The organism is Bradyrhizobium sp. IAR9, assembly GCF_013408065.1.
Lineage (GTDB): Bacteria > Pseudomonadota > Alphaproteobacteria > Rhizobiales > Xanthobacteraceae > Bradyrhizobium.
Genome location: NZ_JACBZW010000012.1, coordinates 96,578 through 114,699 on the forward strand (window position 1 = coordinate 96,578; position 18,122 = coordinate 114,699).

The window sequence follows — 18,122 nt, forward strand, 5'->3', positions numbered from 1 at the left end:
GGCGGGCCCGCCTTTAATGCGGCAATCGCGGATCCTCGGCGTGAGAGTCTTGTAGGCGCCCGATCCGCTTTAGCGGGCGCCCTTCGGCTTCGAGCCGAGCAAATTGTGCGTCCCACTGATGCTCACCGTTCCCGAGCACTCGAATCCGCCGAAAATTCCGCAGGAGCCGGTGACCGTGACGCGCAAGTCCTTGCGCCGGTAGATGTCGGCCGAAATGCCCAAGCGCGAAAAGTCATTCGCACTGTTCGGCAGGATGAGGTCGATATGTTCGGCTGCCCAACGCGGCAGATGTGGGTTGCTCTTCCAGAATAATTCGTTGCCGGCGTGGTGCGCGAAGTTCGGCCCGACCGTGAGGGCGCCGTCCGCGCCCTCGAATACGAAGCCTGTTTCGTCGATGTGGACGTTGACCCGATCGGGCGCCACTGCGAAATGCAGCGAGGTAATGTCTTGCGGTTGCGGGTCCTTACCGAATTGCGAGCTGTAGGCGTCGCTCCACTGTCCGCGGTCGCGTCCAAGCCCGAAGCCGTGCCGGCCGGGGAGGTCCCGCGTTGAGAGTGGCCTGTCGGACAGCTTCGGACGCCAGATCTCTCGAAAACCCTTGCCGATCGTCGCAGCCATCGACAGATCGAGGGCCCAATGCGATGATTTCTCCGGGCTGCGCCCCTCGGCGAAAGCGTCGAATCCGTCGGGTGTCTTGGCGATGCGTAGCTTCTTGATCAGGTCGTACCAGTTCGTTGGCAGGAAGGTGACGCCATCGAGTGTATTCGTTGCGGCCGCCACGCCGTACTGCTCGAGCTGATGCCTGATGTAGGGCTTTTCGTCATAAAGGCGGACATCCGGGTTGCGACCGGCGAAGTATTGCGTCAGATCGATCTGCGGGCGAAACATGGTCAGCCGCGCCGCGATCTTGCGGAAAGTGTCGGTCGTCGTCGGGTTGCTGGTCATCGCAGGGCCGCCCTCCGCGGGCAAGACTAATCTCAGATTGGTCTGCCCCAAGCGGGGCGGGTTCAAAATTTAGTTCGCTCAATTGTGCTGCCGGCAGCCTAAGTCATCTCCAGTGACCGAGTTCCCGTCACGCTGACGCATAGACTGTTTGAACCTCCCAACCGGCAGCGCCGACCACGTTACATGGGGTGGTCTCGACAGCCAGGACAATCCAATGTCACTGCGGAGCAAGGTGCTCGACGTGCTCAATGGCCCAGCGGTCGCACGCATTCGGTTCCGGTTTCCGATCCGCGGCAGTCACGTGACGATAGCACCGCAAACGTTCCATCATGTCGCTCGCGCCATCCGGTTGGGACAAGTCACCGTCCGGGTTCCGACCGATCTCGCGGCCGGTGTTGCTGCGCAATATAACGACGTCGCGCGAACGCGAGCCGACGGTACTGCGGTTGCCGCGAATACTCTTGAGGTCGTATCTGCGACGGGGCGGATGGATGGGGCTTATATCGTCCACGAAGCCCTGCATGCCGCTTACGATCTCTTGCGCACCGGTCTCGACGCCAATGCGGAAGAGGCGTCCGCCTACGTCTGCACGGCCCTCTATTGCCGCATGACGGGCCTGCCCCGACCTCGCTGGGCCAACGGGCCGATCTATGCAAATGCCGCAGAGGTCGCCCGAACGCTGCTGTCGCAATATCAGAAGGGTGATCCTGGAATTCCGTGGGTCGGCGAAAGTGAATGGCGAATGCTGCGCGCCGGCGTTGGCCTTAATGGTGTCTACACCAGCGGTCCGGCCGGCATTGTCACTGGATGGCTTCTTGGCCAGCAATACACTCACGACGGCTGATCGACCTAAGCTGTTTTTCCGTTAGAGAGCAGGAGCTCTCGCCTCCATGCCGTGACCTCTTTCTCGGGCAGGCCAACCCGCTGGACCCTCAGGCGCCCAGCAAACCCAGCTTGCCGACCATCGCAAGCGAACGCTGAACGCTTTCTCGTGTTGACAGCAGCAACGGCTCCGCGGGGTGTCCGGCGCTATCCCTCTGATCCATCCGGATGGTCTCGCCGAATCTTTTGGTCATTTCGGTCGTGATCTGGTCGATGGTCCGGGTACCGTCGAGCAATTGCACAAAGTCCCGGGTTCGGTCATCCTCGAGCTGCACCGTCTGATGGAGAAGGTTGGTGACCAGGGGACCTGTCTGTGCTTGCTTGCGGGCGAGAAGACTCGCCTGCGGACGGTCCGACGCGCCTTGCAAAAGGAACGGCCGCGACAGCAGGAAGGAGACCTCGCCGCTGCAAGCCAGGATGAACATCGCCTCAGTCAGCGCCCTTCTGTCATCATCTGCCATTCGGCCACCAAGCAGTGCCCGGGCGCCAGCGAGCAATTCGTCAAAGGACAGTGCGCGAGGCCAGGTGCGGCCGAGACACAGGTGCGCGGCCTTCAGGAGCGGATTGGTCACCTTAATCGTGCTACCGTCCTGATTCTCGAATTCCATCGCTGAATCGTCGGTCACGCAGGCGTCCGGATCAACCGGGCTCGTCGTGCTCAGCAAATGAAAGCGGGTGATGAATTCGAGGTCGATCTGGCGGGAGAGCGAGACGTCGTCGTGGCAGAGCAGGGTACGGCGAAAGCCGTTCCCGTCGATGAAATCCTGATACTGGTCGCGCGCCATGAACTCGCTGTCCGGGAAGCGTTGCAACGTTGCGCGCACCTCCTCGGAATAGCCTGCCAGGTTGCGTCGCGAGAAATCGGCGTCACTCAGATATTGCAAGCCACAGGAGCCTGCGCGCTCGACAACTTCGTGCAGCAGGAATGCCTCGGCGCCGTCGTCGAGATCGTCGTGAAACAACAGCTCGTCGGGAGACTTGAGGACGCGGTTGTACTGGTCGCGCATGACCGCACCGTGAACCGAGGTAACCTTCGAGCCCTCACTCAGGAACTTCAGGATTGCGCGGGCCTGACCTACCTTCTCTTTCATGCTGGTGAGGCGGCGGGTGTGGTACCGCATCATGTCGCGGGCCATGTCCCGCATGTGCGAGAACGGGTGCGCATTGTAGCTGACATAGCAGACCCCTTGCGGCGCGAGGTTCTGCTTGAATATCATCATCATCTTCTCGCGCACTGCCGGCGGCACCCATGAAAACACGCCGTGGGTAATTATGTAGTCGAACTCTCCGAAATTTGCGTCGACATCCATGATGTCGCGGTGCAGGAGTTCGATGTTGCTCAAGCCCAAGGCTGCGATATTTCGCTGACCGCGCTCGATCGTTACACCGCTCAGGTCGATACCGACGAATTCGCTGGCCGGATATTGAAAGGCCATCGGCAACAGATTGCCGCCAACGCCGCAACCGAGCTCCAGCACCCGGCAGCGTTCCACCCGAGCGGGTTGCATGCCATAAACCGCAGCGATGGTTGCGAGATGGTTCGGATGAGTGAGGCCGTAGACGTGGCCGGGGTAGAAGACCTCGTCATATGGTGTGGGACCGGTGCTCGCGGCGCGATGTTCGGTTTGAATGTTCATCGTCCTCAATTCCACAAATATACGAACTTGTCGTTTTCGATCGAGACTCGCGCTTGCTTGACCTCTTCCTTGGCGAGCGACTTGCTGAGGAATTGGCGCGACAGCTCCGGGAGCAAGGTGTTGGTGATGATGTTGTCGATCATGCGCCCGCCGGAATCCGGATCGTTGCAGCGTGCGACAATGTGCTCGACAACGACATCGTCGTAGCTGAAGGCCGCGTTATGATTGTCGCTGAGCCGCCGTCCGATCCGATCGAGCTGCAATCGAGTGATCCCGGCGAGCATCTCGTCCGACAGCGGGAAGTATGGGATCGAGACGATGCGTCCGAGGAGTGCTGCGGGAAACACCTTCAACAATTCCGGTCTCAGCATCTTGGCGAGCTCTTCCGGCTCGTTGCGATACTTGGGGTCACGCGAGAGGCCCATGATCAGATCGGTGCCGACATTGGTCGTCAAAATGATCAAGGTGTTCTTGAAGTCGATCCGCCGGCCGTTGCCGTCCTCCATGGTCCCCTTGTCGAACACCTGGAAGAATATCTCATGAACGTCGGGATGGGCTTTTTCCACCTCGTCGAGCAGGATGACACTGTAGGGCTTGCGCCGCACCGCCTCAGTCAGGCGGCCGCCCTCGCCATAGCCGACATAGCCGGGAGGTGCGCCCTTCAAGGTCGAAACGGTGTGCGCTTCTTGAAACTCCGACATGTTGATCGTGATCATGTTCTGCTCGCCGCCGTAGAGGGTCTCGGCAAGCGCCAAGGCGGTTTCCGTCTTGCCCACCCCGGACGGTCCGGCCAGCATGAACACTCCGATTGGTTTCGACGGGTTGTCCAGTTTGGCTCGGCTGGTTTCGATTCGCTTGGCGATCATCGTCAGCCCATGGGACTGGCCGACCACACGGCGGTTGAGAATCTCCGGCAGCTTCAGGACAGTTTCGATCTCGTCCCGCATCATCCGGCCGACCGGGATGCCGGTCCAGTCGGATACGACGGACGCGACCGATTGCTGATCCACATGGGCATAGACCATCCGCTTTTCCGGATTGATGCCCTCTAGCGTCTCGAACTTACCGCGCAGCTCCGCGCGTCTGGAAGCTGGGTCCTCGCCTTCCTTGGCCTCCGACAGGATCTCGCGAATGCTGCGGATGTCCTTGACCAGCACCTGCTCGGCGGCCCAATCGGCCTCGTGGTGCGCCAGCTTGTCCTTCAGAGCTGCGATATCGTTGTCGATCGCGGCAATGCGCTCGCTCTTCGTGATACCGAGGTCAGCGTCGTTGACCAGCGCGGACCGTTCAGCCTCGCGAGCGGTAATCGAAACACGCGTGTCCTCGATCAGAGCCGGCGTCGCGCTCTGGCTGATGGCCACACGTGCCGATGCGGTGTCGAGTAGGCTGACTGCCTTGTCCGGGAGCTGTCTTGAAGGAATGTAGCGGTGCGAGAGGTTGACGGCTGCAACGATCGCGGCATCGGAGATGCGAACACCATGGTGCTTTTGCATCGGACCAAGAAGTCCGCGCAGCATGATGCAACAGGTCTCGACGTCGGGTTCATCGATCTGGATCGGCTGGAAGCGTCGTGTGAGAGCGGGGTCCTTCTCGATATACTGGCGATACTCCGCCCATGTGGTGGCGGCGATCGTACGGAGCGTGCCACGAGCGAGGGGAGGTTTCAGGAGGTTGGCCGCGTCTCCCGTGCCGGCCGCGCCTCCGGCTCCGATCAGCGTGTGGGCTTCGTCGATGAAGAGGATGATGGGAGTGGGTGAGTTTTGGACCTCATCGATCACCGAGCGCAGACGCTGTTCGAACTCGCCCTTCATCGAAGCGCCGGCCTGCATCAGGCCGATGTCGAGCGCGCAGAGAGTTACATTGCGTAGCGGTGGTGGTACATCGCCAGCGGCGATGCGCTGCGCGAAGCCCTCGACCACGGCGGTCTTGCCGACGCCGGCCTCGCCGGTGAGGATCGGGTTATTCTGCCGCCGGCGCATCAGCACGTCGATCAATTGGCGGATTTCGTCGTCCCGGCCGAGGATCGGATCCATCTGGCCTGATCTGGCCTTGGCGGTGAGATCCTGGGCAAACCGGGCGAGCGGCGTCGTTCCTTTGGGACCTGTTTGGTCCGCACCCTCCGTACCGGCGCCGACCAGTCCCGAGCCGTCCATCGGCCGCATGGTCTCCTCATCGGAGCCGGACCAGATCGCGCGGCGCTCGGCGGCCAGTGCATCGACGTTGACCTTCGCGAATTCCTGCGAGAGATTGTTCAGGGCACGACGGACATCGTTCGACTTCAGGCCTGCCACAAGCAGATGGCCGGTGCGGATCTGAGTTTCGCCGAAGAAGAGCGTCGCATAATGCCAACTCCGATCGAGGAGATCGATGACCGAATTGGCGACACCTGGCATGTCGGTCTCGTTCTTGCGAAATCCATTGATGACTCCCGCAAGGTCCGACAACAAGCGCGGGCGGTCGAGCTTGTAGTGATCCAGGGACAGGCTCAGATCCGTGCGCTCCTGCTGCAGGATATGAAACAGCCAATGCGCGAGCTCCACATTGCGGTTACCGGCGCTCTTGGCATGGCGCAAAGCCTGTATGAAGGCATCATAGCCGGCCCGGTTCAGTTTCCCCGTTACAGCTTCCAGGCTGATGTCTGTCACGGCGGCCCTCCTGCTCAATTCCTCCGCGGTGCCCGGCACCATGCGGAAAATGCTTCAAATCCCTAGTGTTGTGGCGGTCGGTGCGGTGGATAGGTTCAAATCGCAGCCGCATCGACCGCGGCGCCGCGACGGGCCCTCAGGCGCTCACCGAGCTGAAAGCGGGCATCGCGGCGAAATTCTTCCGTCGAGCTCCAGTTCGGCGACACCCAGGTGGTCCAACCAAGCCGACCGCTCTGCCCAAGCCTGACCGGGACAACCTCTCCCGAGGGAATGGCGAGTTCCACCTCCCATTCGAGTTCATCGCCAATGTAGAAGAACACGGCGTCTGCCAGTGGCTCCGACAGATTGGGTGTTTCGGTCGGCAGGAACTGCTCGTACTGAGTAAAGTTCTTGACGAAGACTCGAACCCTGATCTTGTCCTCAACGCTGAAGACGCGTGAGCCCAGAAGGGCGTCCCGGCCGAGCCTCGCATGCGTCCCGCCGAGACGGCTGCAGTGACTCGGATCGAAGGAGAGCCAAGTTCCGACAAATTCGTCGATCTCGACCTTGACGTCGAACAACCCCTGCAGAAATCGCGTCAGCCGTGACGCGCACTTGGCCCTGGGAGCGATCAGACCGGCGAAGCTGAGCTTCGCCATGTCCGGTACGGTGTCCCGATCGACGAAAACGTCGGAGCCGAGACCAGCAAAGGAGCCGACATAGGCGATGAAGCGATCCTCTGCCGGCCTGTCATGCTGCGCGATCGGTCGCGCGTCGGCCCAGGCGCGAAAGAAGAGTTGCAGGAAGCGTCCGTTGAGGAGGTCGAGGAAACGCGGGAATGCGTCGTCCCGCATGAGCCACCAACCAAGGCTTTCGTCGGTGGTCGCAAGCGGCAGTGCGCCCTGTGGTCCCAGGAGGCCGAGAAACTTGACGAGTATCCGGAGCCGGCCGGACTGGTCATCGACCGCCGCGAGGTTGGAGGCGGGGAACTCCAAATAGGGCACTTGGCCGAGGTCGACGTATTCTTCTCGCCGTGTGGCACTGTCACCGATCCGCGGCCGATCCGGATTGGCCCGCTCGAGCTGGCGCAACGTATTGAAGAAATCGAACCGCCAAGGCTCGGCCTTCATCTCTTCGATCAGCGTCACAGCGGCCTCCGTGTGCCCATGCGCGGCGGCCACCGCATGATCTCACCGCGTTCCGGCGTCGAGATCACCGTCTGCGTGAACGTATTGAAGCCCGAATAATCGGCGAAGAAACGCTCCAGCACAGCGCCGAGCAAAAACACCCCGCTGCCTTCAAATGCTTTCTCGTCGAGAATGACGGTGATCTCCAGACCACGTGCCGCGCCGCTGCCCGCGCGCTCACGCACTCGCCGTACCACCGGCCGGCTTTCAATGCTGCGCACGCCGCGGATCTTACGTTCTGTGGCGTCGTCGAACTGGTCGGCGAACAAGGACAGCATTTCGCGCAGCGCTCCGGCATTCTTGCCGCCGCCGCGCTCGACGAGGCCAAGATAGCTCAGGCTCAGCATGTTGATGAGCCGCCAGCTGACAATCCCGCTATTGGCGATCTCGCTGCGGCTGCGCAACTGGGCAACCACCGGCTCGCGCGGTGGGGTGGGACCCGCGACGCATATGAGATCGAGGGAGGTATCATCCAGCAGGCGGAAATCGGCGCCGCCCTGGCCGACCGGCAAATGCTCGGTCAAATGGCGATTGGAACACAATGCCCGGACGCTGAGTTCGGCAACCGGGCCTTCGCCACTCAATTGACCGGGCTCGAGCAGTGACAGGAACATGTCCGTCCCCGTGTAGTCGGAGGATGCGCCGTACGTCTTCTCTTCCACGGTGCGGCGCCGAGGCAACCGGCGCACCGTGAAATAAAGCCCTTCGACCGATCCGCTGGTCCGGTCGACAGCCGCCGAATACAGCGGACGCACCGGCCGCTTGTCCTTTTCTGCCGAAAAGTGGGCGTAGACTTCGAGCACTTGGTGGGGCTCGTATTCCAGATAGCGGCTGCGATCCGGCACCACATGGTACTCGTGCGTATTCGACTTGACGACGATGCGATCGCTCGTCTTCTCGAACAGGTTTATCGCTGGCGCCGTATAGAGCATGAAGATATCAGGACGCACCGCGGCGGCCAGACGGGAATTATGTTCATCGAAGGCAAAGACGATGTCGATCGATTTGCTGCGCAGCCGTGGCATCACGCTGCGCAGTCCCGTCAGGTTGATGCCGAGGAACTTACGCGGGAACATGAAATATTCGCGCAGCAGTTCCGAACCGCGAAACACCCGATTGTCGCTGGGAAAGAGCAGCTCGTTCTCGTCGAAGCCGATCTGCTGCACGCAGTCATCGGGTGCACGGGTCACCACCGGGTCGCCGAAGTCGTCGAGATGGCGGAAGTAGACGCCCCGGCAATTCGAGATCAACTGCTCGTAAAGCGCGATGGCGTCGGATTCCGCGCCGGACAGATAGATCGGGAGTTCGCTGACGCGGCAGCCTGCAAACCAGGTTTCCGGCTTGGTCCGGTTCTCTGCGCCCGGCGGTTCCTCATCGAGCCGAGCCGCAGTGCGATGCGTCAGTGACAGTCTCAGTCCGGCGATGACGTCGCTGCCGACCGAAATCCCAAGCGCTTGCAGCGCGCCTGCAGTCGAGAAATACTCGGCGCCCGTGACGTCGAACGGCCAGAGCGCAATATCGCGGCAGAGTCGAAATCGGCAGGAAAGACTTCGCTCTCTTTCGCGATAGGTGGCGTCGAAATAGGCGCCGCGAACGATCTTCTTGCCATCGCGCAGCGCCGGGTCGGCATAGGATGGTCGTGCCGTGACCAGCATGGCCGATGGGGTAGGGGCGAGGTAGTTTGGAACCAGCTGCTCGAGCAGGTTGGCCGTGAATTCCGGAAATTCATGCTTGAGTTTGAGCTGAACACGGGCGGCGAGAAACGCTGCGCCTTCGAGTAACCCGGTGATCATCGGATCCGACCGATCCCGAACCAGGCCGCCCAGGCGCTCCGCGATGCCAGGATATTCTTCGGCGAAATCGCCGGCCTGCTCGTAGAGCAGCGACAGTTCGCGGTTGTAGAAATCCAGGAATTCGCGATTCATGCTACAGTCGGTTGATCTGAATGTCGCCGCTGTCGAGATCGACGTCGGCGACGAATTCCACAGGGACGTTGAGCGGCTCGGTCTTCAGGTCTGCGTGAACGATGAAGCGCAGCTTAAGTTGTTCGGGGCCGACCGAGCCGTCGCGGCGGATCCGGATCGACTTGCGATCAAGCCTCGGTTCATAAGTCGTCAGCGTTGCGCGCAGCGCGTCGGTGAGTTCATCGTCGGTGACCTCGTCGATCGATCTGTGGGCGATATCGGGGAAGCCGTAGTTCAGGATCGACGTTCGCACGCAATCCCGGCCGTTCAGGTCCAGGATCGATTCCAGAGCGATGGTATTGAGGAGCGTTTCGAGGTCATGCGAGACCTCGCGCCGCAGCAGGGTTTCTGAGATCGGAAAGCGACCCGCGCTGCGCCGCCCGGCAATGACCCGTTCACCGAACTCATCGCGCAAATTGAGCTTCTTGCGCGCATCGCGCGCTTCATGGGCCGAGCGAAACGCCAGCATCAATGGAGGAGAGAGCCGATCCCTCTTTGGTGCAATGGTCATTTACGGTCCCCATGACGCCTGACTCAAACGGCGCCTGGCCCAAACGCAATTCGACAGGGCGCTAGTCGATCTCCGAGGTCGCTTCAGCAGGCGTCGACTTACGATGGGCCGGCCAAAAGCTACGGATCAAAATTGCAACGCTGGCGCCGGTTCGCGCTGTTCGCAACCGGCGCCAAGCAGAGGCCGAAAATCAGGCCCATTCCTTGTTGGCTGGCACGTCCCAGCCGAACGTCGGCGAAGTTCCGCCAGCGCCTTTCTCCGTTTGGGTCCTGTAGGTCATCTTGACCTTCGCGAAGTTCAGGCTGACGTTTTCGGTGAGACGGTCCTCGCCGTGCGATCCGCCCGTCGATACGCTGCTGACCATGACGTGTTTCATCTCGATCTTGAGATATTCCAGCGGATTTTCTCCGGCCTTGCGGACAGTGAGGATCGCGGTGTCGATGTGCTTGCCATTGGCGCAGACTTTGAAGAGTTCCGGCGTGGCTTTGTCGACGAAGTGCGTGAAGTGGAGATCCTGAATGCTGACCTTGCCGGCGCCGCCGCCCGAGCCGCTGTGGAATGTGCCGGTCTGACTCTCGCCGAACGACCAGCTCAAGATATCGATTTCGTCCTTGTGCTTGTCGTCCAGCGACTCGCCTTTAATCGGATCGAGTTTCAGGAAGATGTCGACAGCCATAGCATAGTCCTTTCAAAATTCTGCATGTTTACGGTTGCGATGCTGCGGCGTCATGAGCTGGGGCCCGGCAGGCGCGAAACCAGACTGAGGCCGACGTCCATCGCCTCCAGTTGAAAGTGTGGACGAAGAAAGAAGCGCGCGTTGTAGTATCCCGGGTTCTCCTCGTTTGCTATGACCTCTACCTTCGCAGCGGCCAGCGGCTTGCGCGCCTTCTGAGCTTCTGACGACAGGGCTGGGTTGGCATCAACGTACTCGTTGATCCAGGTCTGCAGCCAGACCGTCAGCTCATCCTTCTCCTTCATGGATCCGATCTTGTCGCGAACCATGCACTTCAGATAGTGCGCAAAGCGAGACACAGCGAACATATAGGGCAGTCGTGACGACAGGTTGTCGGACGCGGTTGCATCCACGCCCTTCTCGCCAAAATATTTCTTCGGCTTGTAGAGCGACTGGGCACCGATGAAGGCGGCTTTGTCGGTGTTCTTGCGATGGATCAGCGGGATGAGGCCCGCTTTTGCAAGTTCGTGCTCGCGGCGATCGCTGATGGCGATCTCGGTCGGGCACTTCAGGTCAACGCCCCCGTCATCGGTGGGGAACGTGTGCGTCGGCAGGTTGATAACTTCTCCGCCGGACTGCACGCCGCGGATGCGCGTGCACCAGCCGAACTCCTTAAAGGCGCGATTGATGTTGACGGCCATCGCATAAGCGGCGTTGATCCAGCCATATTTGTCGCCAGTGTGTCCGTCCGTCTCCTCCTCGAACGCGAACTCTTCCACGGGCTCCGATTTCGCCCCGTAGGGAAGGCGACCCAGGGCGCGCGGCATGCACAGACCGAGATAACGCGAGTCATCCTGATCGCGCAGCCCCTTCCAGGCGGCATATTCCGGCGTGTCGAACACCTTGCCGATGTCGCGTGGGTTGGACAGCTCGGTCCATGAATCCATTCCCATCAGTGTCGGCTCGGCGCCGCTGAAGAAGGGAGCGTGAGCGGCGCCTGCGATCTTGCTGAGATCGCGCAGCAACTGCACGTCAGTGGGCAGGTGGCTGAAATAGTAGTCGCCGATCAGGCAGCCGAACGGCTCGCCGCCCAGCTGGCCGAATTCGTACTCATAGATTTGCTTGAACAGCGGGCTTTGGTCCCAGCGTGCATCGGGGTAAAGCCGAAGGTTCCGATACAGCTCGTTCTTCGAGACGTTCATCACCCGGATCTTGAGGTTGGCGTCGGTCTCGGAATTGAAGACGAGGTAGTGGAGGCCGCGCCAGGCACTTTCGATCGCCTGGAACTCGGGCGCATGGAGGATCTCGTTCATCTGCGCGGTCAGCTTCTGGTCGATCCGCGAGATCATTTCCTCGATGGTGTCGATTACGTCGGACTTGATGACGCTCGTGTCTTTCAGCGCTTCCTGCACGAGCGTGGATACCGCATTTTCGACTTCGGTCGCTGCGCGTTCAGTGCGCGGCTTGAAGCTTTGCTTCAACAAAGCGGAAAATTCGTCGGCCTCGACGGTGCCGACCTGGGTGCTGGTACCTTTTTGAACAGCTTCTTTTGCCATGGTCCCCATCCTTCCCTTAGCTCTCAGTGCCAGGTTCGCTCGGTTGGCTCGCTCGGTCCCGTAGCGCGGCCATCAGTTGAGGATCGGTGAGAAGCTTCTTCAACTGGTCCTCGGCGGCTACCTTGCCATCCATGTAGCGCAGCAGGTTGGCAAGCTGTTCGCGCGCCTCGAGCAGCTTGGCAGTAGCCGGCACCTGACGGGCGACTGCCACTGGTGTGAAGTCGGACATCTTGTTGAAGCGCAGGTTGACGGCGAGCTTTTCGTCCGACCCGTCGGTGAGGCGATTGGCGACGCGTGCCGTCACACCGGGCTGGATTGCAGCCATGCGGTTGTCAAAATTGTCCATGTCGAACTCGACGAATTTGCGTTCCTCGACCTTCGTCTTCTCGACGCCCGGGTTGTTGCCGGAGAGGTCCGAAAGGACGCCCATGACGAACGGCAGTTCTATCAGGCGCTCTGCGTCGTATGGATCTTCGTATGTGATATGCACGCGCGGAGCGCGGTTTCGGCGAATGAATTTTTGACCGCTGTCTGTAGCCATGGTGTCCTCACTACGAAATCGCTTAAGACGCCGACACGGAATCGACTGGCGCTTTGAGTTGCGGTCGGCAAACAGCCTCGTGTCCAGTTAGTGCCCTCAAGCGAAAGCTCGGTTCAATGTGACCTGTCGATTGTTTTAAGCGTTCCTTCGGGTAAAACATCATTCAAAAGGCTGATAAAATCACGTTGCGCGAGCTCTCGCGCGCGATCGAGCAAAAGAGGTACGGGGCTGGATGGCTCGGCGCTTCGGAAGAACGACGCGACTTTTGCCATCAGGCCCAATGCCTGCGCTCGGTTTTCCGCTGAAAATACAACGTCTTGATCGTTGCTGTCGGTGCCCGCGGAGGGTGGGGCAGCAAGTTCCGCCATCCGTTCGATCGGCAAGTCGAAGACCTTGTCGCGCCCGATGTTGATCGCGGCGCTCTCCACGTGCGATGGCACGAGCATCCGCATGACCTCGATAAACGATTTGCCGATCATCTCCTGTGCCTGACGCACCAGGAGCAGCGCCGGGTTGGATGGTTCCATTCGGGCAAAATAGTCGGTCACTGCTGCAAGCGCCGCGGAGGCTTGGGCGGAAGAAGCTAACTCCCCGGATGTGGCCGGCTGCGCCTCTGTCTCCACGGCTTCGGTGCTCTCCGCGCTTGCCGCAACCACCGCCGCCGGATCGCGCGACGTGACCAGACCTGCAAGCCAAGCGGCCATGCCGTTCGCCAGGCCGGACACTCTGTCCAGGCTGATGGAAGGACCCCTGTTCAACTTTTCGTGCCAAGCCTGCTTGATGCCCGAGATTTCGGCAGCGACTGCGGAGCATCGCGCGCTGGTTGCCTTTAGAATACCGAGATCGGTCTCGCTGACGATGCGCTCGATGGTTGCAACATCGGTCCCCTCGGCGTCGCCAGCGCCCGCGGGAATTTCGCCCATTGCAATTTGATAGGCACGGTAGGTCAGGGTGCCGTATCTGCGGTTCTCGATGAGGGGAAGGAACTGCAGCGGGTTGATGACCGTCGGGAAGACGTCGAGCGATTCAACCGTAACGGCGCGAAGCGCGTAGTTGCCGTCTTCGCTTCTTGGATGCACTGCTTCCCACTGCTCGTTCAGCAGCAAGTTGGTTGCCTTCAGGTAGCAGAGGAAACCGTCGAGATCGCGATTGAGAATGGAAAATTTGGCCAGCAGCATGTTCAGGCGCAGATCGCGGGTACGCGCAAGAAGGGATTCCGCGGCGGCAAACTGTCGGGCAAAATCGACCGCCTTCGGATCGAAGCGCCCACGCTCTCCATTGGCGTTGACGACGTCAAAGAACGACATCGGGAGCAGAGATTCCGCACCTGCGAAGAAGTTGAGATACTCGACGTCCCCTATGGCGTCGAGATCCGGCCCGCAGGGATCGTCAGCGGAAATGGGCTGCGTCAGTAAAGCGACATCAAGCATACGAACCCATCCAACCACCCGATCGCGTCCCGCTGCCTGCCAATGACGACTTGCGGATCATGCAGCGGATTATGATCCGATCGTCTCTTGTAAGTGAGACACCTTCTGATCCCGGTTCATTCCCGAGATCATGCCATTTTTGCGTGAACCGGCAAGCTCTTGTAGTCGACTACTTGATAGCGGGGGTGGCTCTTTGGGCCATTCGGGTGGACGCGTGAAGGCTTGCGCCGGGGCGGGCTTGCCAACGCAGCAAGTGGCGCGCAGGATTCAGTGGCTACCATATAGCGTTTGATCAGCTCTCCGCGGCGGGTCATTCGATCGGAGGAGGGAGTTTAGGCGCCACATGGGCCAGCTTAGTCAGGATACCCGTCTCTGCGAACTCAAGACGCCTCTCGGCAAGGACGTTCTGGTTTTTGCCGGATTCGAGGGCTCGGAAGGTCTCAGCGAATTGTTCGAATATCGTATCGAGTGTCTCAGCGAAGATGCCGATCTCGACTTCGATCGCGCGATCGGTCAGCAGTGCACGTTGACGATAAAGCTGCATGAAAAGGAGCGCGAGTTCAGTGGCATTCTGACGGAGGCTCAGTGGCTCGGGATGAAGAACGACTATTTCAGCTACCGGATCGTGCTGAGACCCTGGTTATGGTTGTTGTCGCGCACCACCGATTGCCGGATCTTTCAGGACAAGAAGGCGCCTGACATCATCAAGGAGGTCTTCAATGAACGCGGCTTCACCGATTATGAATCCAAGCTGACCGAAGAGGGCTCCTGTCCGAAGCTCGAATACTGCGTTCAATATCGCGAAACTGACCTGAACTTCGTCTGCCGCCTGATGGAGCAGCATGGCATCTACTACTTCTTCAAGCATGAGGGGGGTAAGCACACGCTCGTGCTGGCGGACTCCAAATCCTCGCACAGCCCGATCAGCGGCCTCGCCACGATCCCCTACATCCCGCTGACTGGAGCCGATCGTCGCGGCGAGCAGCATATCTGCGAGTGGGTTTCGGAGCGCCGGTTTCGTACCGGCAAGATCGAGCTCAACGACTACAATTATCAGAAGCCCAACGCGAAGATGATCAGCGACGCCAAAGGCACCGAACATTACACCCGATCGGAGATGGAATTTTACGACTTTCCCGGTAAGTTCAAGGAGAAATCGGACGGTGAGCGCTACGCGAAGATTCAGCTGCAGGCCGAGCAGGCGATGGATCGTCGGCGGCGTGGCAACGGCGACGCCGTTAACCTGTTCCCGGGAGGGTTGACCAAGCTCGAAAAGCACACAAAGGATTCGCAAAACATCGAGTATCTCGTGGTGCGCTCCACGCATTCGTTCTCGATCGAATCCTATCGCACCGGCGGTCCGAGCGACGCCGGGCAGCACGTCTATTTCGGCAGCTACGAGTTTCTGCCGAGCGATCGGCCCTTTCGAGCGCTGATGATGACGCCCAAACCAAGGATCAACGGCATCCAGACCGCCAAAGTGGTGACCAAGGACGACAATTCGAGCGAGGAAATCGACGTCGAGTCGCTCGGCGAAATCTATGTCCGCTTTTTCTGGGATCGCAAGAAGAAGCGGTCGTGCCGATTGCGCGTGGCCCAGGTCTGGTCCGGCAAGCGCTGGGGCGGTCAGATCATTCCGCGTGTCGGACAGGAGGTCGTTGTCGAGTTCCTGGAAGGGGATCCCGACCGGCCCCTGGTGATTGGCACCGTGTACAATGACGAATACAAGTTGCCTTACGACCTGCCGTCGAAAAAAACGATTGGCGGCTTGAAATCGGACTCCACCAAAGGAGGCGGCGGCTTCAACGAGTGGAGCTTCGAGGACAAGAAAGGATCCGAGAAGATCACGGTGCATGCCGAGAAGGACCACGATGTGACGGTCCGCGACACCGAGACAAGGACCATCGGCGAAGCGGCATTTGGCGGCGACACCCGCAAGACGACGCTCAAGAATGGCAATGACAAACTCGATATCGAATTGGGCGGTCAGCACGTCACGCTGGCCATGGATCAATCCGTCAATGCAGGCCTCAGCATCACGCTGACGGCCAATGCGACCATAACCCTGCAGGTGGGTCCCAGCCAAATTATCCTGACCCCGGGCGGCATCATCATTAACGCGCCGACGATCGCGATGACGGCGCAGGCAGCCATGGCGCTATCAGCCGGCGGTCCGTTGGTCGCCCACGGCACTCCAACCCTTGTCGGCTGATGGTTATGGGTCAGGCTCGGTTCGGTACGGTTCAGGATCTGCTTCAAGCCTATCCCATGGCGCGCTATGATATTGGCAAGGCCGAGGCCGACAAGCCATCGCTGGATTTCCTTCAGGAGGCCGCCGACGCGGGCAACTGGCACCAGGCCGTATCCTTCTGCGCCTACCTGCTCCCCCGTCGTGTGGCCGTCGCGTGGGGGTGCCGCTCGCTGCGACGGATGTTCGACCATTTCGACGCCGACGACAGCAGGTCGCTGAATTTCGCCGAGACCTGGGTCCACCAATCGGATGAGCAATCCCGGAACAAGGCCCTGGCCGTCGGCAATGCCAACGACCCCGAGCAGCCTGCAACATGGCTCGCGCTGGCGGCCGGCTGGTCTGGGGGAAGCGTGGTTCCCGCGGAATTTGCACCGGTTGAAGCCAAGCCCGATCAAGCCGCGCGGGCTGTGCGGGCTGCCGTGCTGATCGGCCTTTGCCGGCTTTCCCGTGACTCCCGGGACCGAATAATGACGACGTGCCTGAAGGATGGTATTCAATTGGCACGCGGCGAACCGCGCCCTCCACGCTAGCGAGACGACGTGATGGTGCTTCGCTTCAATATCGAGAATGAACCGAATCTTCCGGATGGCGGACCTGTATCATTTACGGTCTCCGGCAGGCGTTCGGTCGATATTGGCCGGGACCGTCACCTCGACTGGACGCTGCCGGATCCGGCGCGGACGATTTCCGGCAAGCATTGCGAGGTGCAGTTTCGCGACGGCGGCTATTGGCTGCACGACGTCTCGACGAACGGCACTTTTCTCAACGGCGCCGACCAGCGCATGCGAGGGCCGCACCGCCTGCGCGACGGAGACCGGCTCACGATCGGCCATTACATCATCGCCGTTTCGCTCGAGGATGACGCCGGCGGGCGCGCACCAAACCATGAGGCGCAACACCAAGGATCTCTCGTCCAGCAACACGCCGACTACGGTGAGCTCTGGACCGCAGGTCGGGACGTACCTCCGCCGATCGACCCGCAGCAATTGAAGAAGCCGCGTGAGGCTGCGCGGCCCGTGAATCCGGAGTTTCTCGATTGGGCGGCCAGCGTCCCGGCACCGGGTGTGGATCCCGTCCGACGTTCGTCACCGATGCCTTCCTATCAGCCCTCTACGCAGGATGACATGAGCTGGGCGGCCGGTCCGGTTGCCGCCCCGAGACCGCAGGTCGAGCGACCGCCGGCGGTGCCGACCCCGCGCCGGCCGTCCGTGTGGACGGATGACGAACCCGCCGTTGCCCAGCCGGCGCAATCGCGGCAGCATGCGGAGGCGTCCCACCCGCCGCAGGCGCCAGAGGATGAACCCGTCAGGGCCATGGCAGCCGGCGGCGTGGAGTTCACGCGGATGGTGGCGCGCGCTGCCGGATTGCCCGACAATTTCTTTGCTCACCAGAGCGATGCTGAACTCGCCGAACAGCTTGGCATCATCTTGCGCATGACTGTGGATAATCTAATGGCGCTGCTGCAGGCGCGAACCCAGGCCAAGCAGCTGACACGCAGCACCAGTCAGACCACGATTCAAGCCATCGAGAACAATCCGTTGAAGTTCTCGCCGAGCTCGGAAGAGGCATTGCGCATTCTGTTCGGACCACAGACGCGAAGTTACCTCGATGCGCAACGCGCTTTGGCGCAGGCCTTCGGCGACCTCAAATCACATCAATTGAGGACGTATATGGCGATGCAACACGCTGTCCATGAGCTGATCGCCGATATCGACCCCACGCTGATGGCGCGCGAACTGGAGCTTCAGCGCGGCGCAAACTCCTGGTTCGGAACGAACAAGAGCAAGCTCTGGGACGAATTCCTGGCGCGTTGGAAGGCGCGTCTCGGCCGTGACGGCGGCGCGCCGATCGAGATCTTTATGTTGCATTTCGCCGACTATTACGACCGTGCGAATAAAGCTGATTCAAAGTGACCGACTGG

Annotated in this window: 14 protein-coding genes; 4 read left to right on the top strand and 10 right to left on the bottom strand. The window is 60.5% G+C overall.

Annotation, left to right across the window (positions count from 1 at the left end):
* Positions 1 to 69: 69 nt before the first annotated feature.
* Positions 70 to 945: a hypothetical protein gene (locus GGD67_RS27765; protein WP_177237209.1), complete on the bottom strand. Its 876-nt coding sequence runs from the start codon at positions 943 to 945 to the stop codon at positions 70 to 72.
* A gap of 232 nt (positions 946 to 1,177) precedes the next feature.
* Between GGD67_RS27765 and GGD67_RS27770 the strand changes: the two genes are divergently transcribed.
* Positions 1,178 to 1,789: a hypothetical protein gene (locus GGD67_RS27770; protein WP_244550695.1), complete on the top strand. Its 612-nt coding sequence runs from the start codon at positions 1,178 to 1,180 to the stop codon at positions 1,787 to 1,789.
* Between the two features lie 88 nt (positions 1,790 to 1,877).
* On the opposite strand, the gene GGD67_RS27775 is transcribed toward GGD67_RS27770, so the two are convergent.
* From GGD67_RS27775 to GGD67_RS27815, 9 genes are all read right to left on the bottom strand, one after another.
* Positions 1,878 to 3,464 (bottom strand): methyltransferase regulatory domain-containing protein, encoded by a 1,587-nt coding sequence (locus GGD67_RS27775; protein WP_179737360.1) that lies wholly within the window; start codon positions 3,462 to 3,464, stop codon positions 1,878 to 1,880.
* Positions 3,465 to 3,469: 5 nt separating this feature from the next.
* On the bottom strand, positions 3,470 to 6,109 hold the full coding sequence (gene tssH / locus GGD67_RS27780; protein ID WP_179737361.1) for a type VI secretion system ATPase TssH: 2,640 nt from the start codon (positions 6,107 to 6,109) through the stop codon (positions 3,470 to 3,472).
* A gap of 95 nt (positions 6,110 to 6,204) precedes the next feature.
* Positions 6,205 to 7,269 carry a type VI secretion system baseplate subunit TssG gene (gene tssG, locus GGD67_RS27785; protein WP_179737363.1) on the bottom strand — a complete coding sequence of 355 codons (1,065 nt, stop codon included), beginning with the start codon at positions 7,267 to 7,269 and terminating at the stop codon, positions 6,205 to 6,207.
* The gene (gene tssF, locus GGD67_RS27790; RefSeq protein ID WP_092258826.1) at positions 7,233 to 9,200 is read right to left on the bottom strand and encodes a type VI secretion system baseplate subunit TssF; all 1,968 of its coding nucleotides are present in this window, start codon (positions 9,198 to 9,200) and stop codon (positions 7,233 to 7,235) included. The genes tssG and tssF overlap by 37 nt, the downstream gene beginning before the upstream one ends.
* Position 9,201: 1 nt before the next feature.
* On the bottom strand, positions 9,202 to 9,750 hold the full coding sequence (gene tssE, locus GGD67_RS27795) for a type VI secretion system baseplate subunit TssE (protein ID WP_092258829.1): 549 nt from the start codon (positions 9,748 to 9,750) through the stop codon (positions 9,202 to 9,204).
* A gap of 190 nt (positions 9,751 to 9,940) precedes the next feature.
* Positions 9,941 to 10,426 (bottom strand): Hcp family type VI secretion system effector, encoded by a 486-nt coding sequence (locus GGD67_RS27800; RefSeq protein ID WP_092258832.1) that lies wholly within the window; start codon positions 10,424 to 10,426, stop codon positions 9,941 to 9,943.
* Between the two features lie 50 nt (positions 10,427 to 10,476).
* Entirely contained in the window at positions 10,477 to 11,979 is a 1,503-nt protein-coding gene (gene tssC / locus GGD67_RS27805) for a type VI secretion system contractile sheath large subunit (RefSeq protein WP_177237211.1), read from the bottom strand.
* Positions 11,980 to 11,995: 16 nt separating this feature from the next.
* On the bottom strand, positions 11,996 to 12,520 hold the full coding sequence (tssB, locus tag GGD67_RS27810) for a type VI secretion system contractile sheath small subunit (RefSeq protein ID WP_179737372.1): 525 nt from the start codon (positions 12,518 to 12,520) through the stop codon (positions 11,996 to 11,998).
* Positions 12,521 to 12,633: 113 nt separating this feature from the next.
* On the bottom strand, positions 12,634 to 13,950 hold the full coding sequence (locus GGD67_RS27815; RefSeq protein WP_092258842.1) for an ImpA family type VI secretion system protein: 1,317 nt from the start codon (positions 13,948 to 13,950) through the stop codon (positions 12,634 to 12,636).
* A gap of 343 nt (positions 13,951 to 14,293) precedes the next feature.
* On the opposite strand from GGD67_RS27815, the gene GGD67_RS27820 reads away from it, so the two are divergent.
* Genes GGD67_RS27820 through tagH form a run of 3 tightly spaced genes read left to right on the top strand, consistent with a single transcriptional unit; the run spans position 14,294 to position 18,114 of the window.
* Positions 14,294 to 16,162 (top strand): type VI secretion system Vgr family protein, encoded by a 1,869-nt coding sequence (locus GGD67_RS27820; protein ID WP_092258845.1) that lies wholly within the window; start codon positions 14,294 to 14,296, stop codon positions 16,160 to 16,162.
* A gap of 56 nt (positions 16,163 to 16,218) precedes the next feature.
* Positions 16,219 to 16,731, top strand: a complete 513-nt coding sequence (locus tag GGD67_RS27825; protein ID WP_244550696.1) for a DUF6931 family protein — start codon at positions 16,219 to 16,221, stop codon at positions 16,729 to 16,731.
* A gap of 12 nt (positions 16,732 to 16,743) precedes the next feature.
* On the top strand, positions 16,744 to 18,114 hold the full coding sequence (tagH, locus tag GGD67_RS27830; RefSeq protein WP_179737374.1) for a type VI secretion system-associated FHA domain protein TagH: 1,371 nt from the start codon (positions 16,744 to 16,746) through the stop codon (positions 18,112 to 18,114).
* The last annotated feature ends 8 nt before the right edge of the window (positions 18,115 to 18,122 follow it).

Bases quoted from the DNA above. Each gene is read 5' to 3' on its own strand.
- tssC (WP_177237211.1), bottom strand. From the start codon at position 11,979: ATGGCAAAAGAAGCTGTTCAAAAAGGTACCAGCACCCAGGTCGGCACC.
- GGD67_RS27775 (WP_179737360.1), bottom strand. From the start codon at position 3,464: ATGAACATTCAAACCGAACATCGCGCCGCGAGCACCGGTCCCACACCA.
- GGD67_RS27815 (WP_092258842.1), bottom strand. From the start codon at position 13,950: ATGCTTGATGTCGCTTTACTGACGCAGCCCATTTCCGCTGACGATCCC.
- GGD67_RS27800 (WP_092258832.1), bottom strand. From the start codon at position 10,426: ATGGCTGTCGACATCTTCCTGAAACTCGATCCGATTAAAGGCGAGTCG.
- tagH (WP_179737374.1), top strand. From the start codon at position 16,744: ATGGTGCTTCGCTTCAATATCGAGAATGAACCGAATCTTCCGGATGGC.
- tssE (WP_092258829.1), bottom strand. From the start codon at position 9,750: ATGACCATTGCACCAAAGAGGGATCGGCTCTCTCCTCCATTGATGCTG.
- GGD67_RS27820 (WP_092258845.1), top strand. From the start codon at position 14,294: ATGGGCCAGCTTAGTCAGGATACCCGTCTCTGCGAACTCAAGACGCCT.
- tssB (WP_179737372.1), bottom strand. From the start codon at position 12,520: ATGGCTACAGACAGCGGTCAAAAATTCATTCGCCGAAACCGCGCTCCG.
- tssF (WP_092258826.1), bottom strand. From the start codon at position 9,200: ATGAATCGCGAATTCCTGGATTTCTACAACCGCGAACTGTCGCTGCTC.
- GGD67_RS27825 (WP_244550696.1), top strand. From the start codon at position 16,219: ATGGCGCGCTATGATATTGGCAAGGCCGAGGCCGACAAGCCATCGCTG.
- GGD67_RS27765 (WP_177237209.1), bottom strand. From the start codon at position 945: ATGACCAGCAACCCGACGACGACCGACACTTTCCGCAAGATCGCGGCG.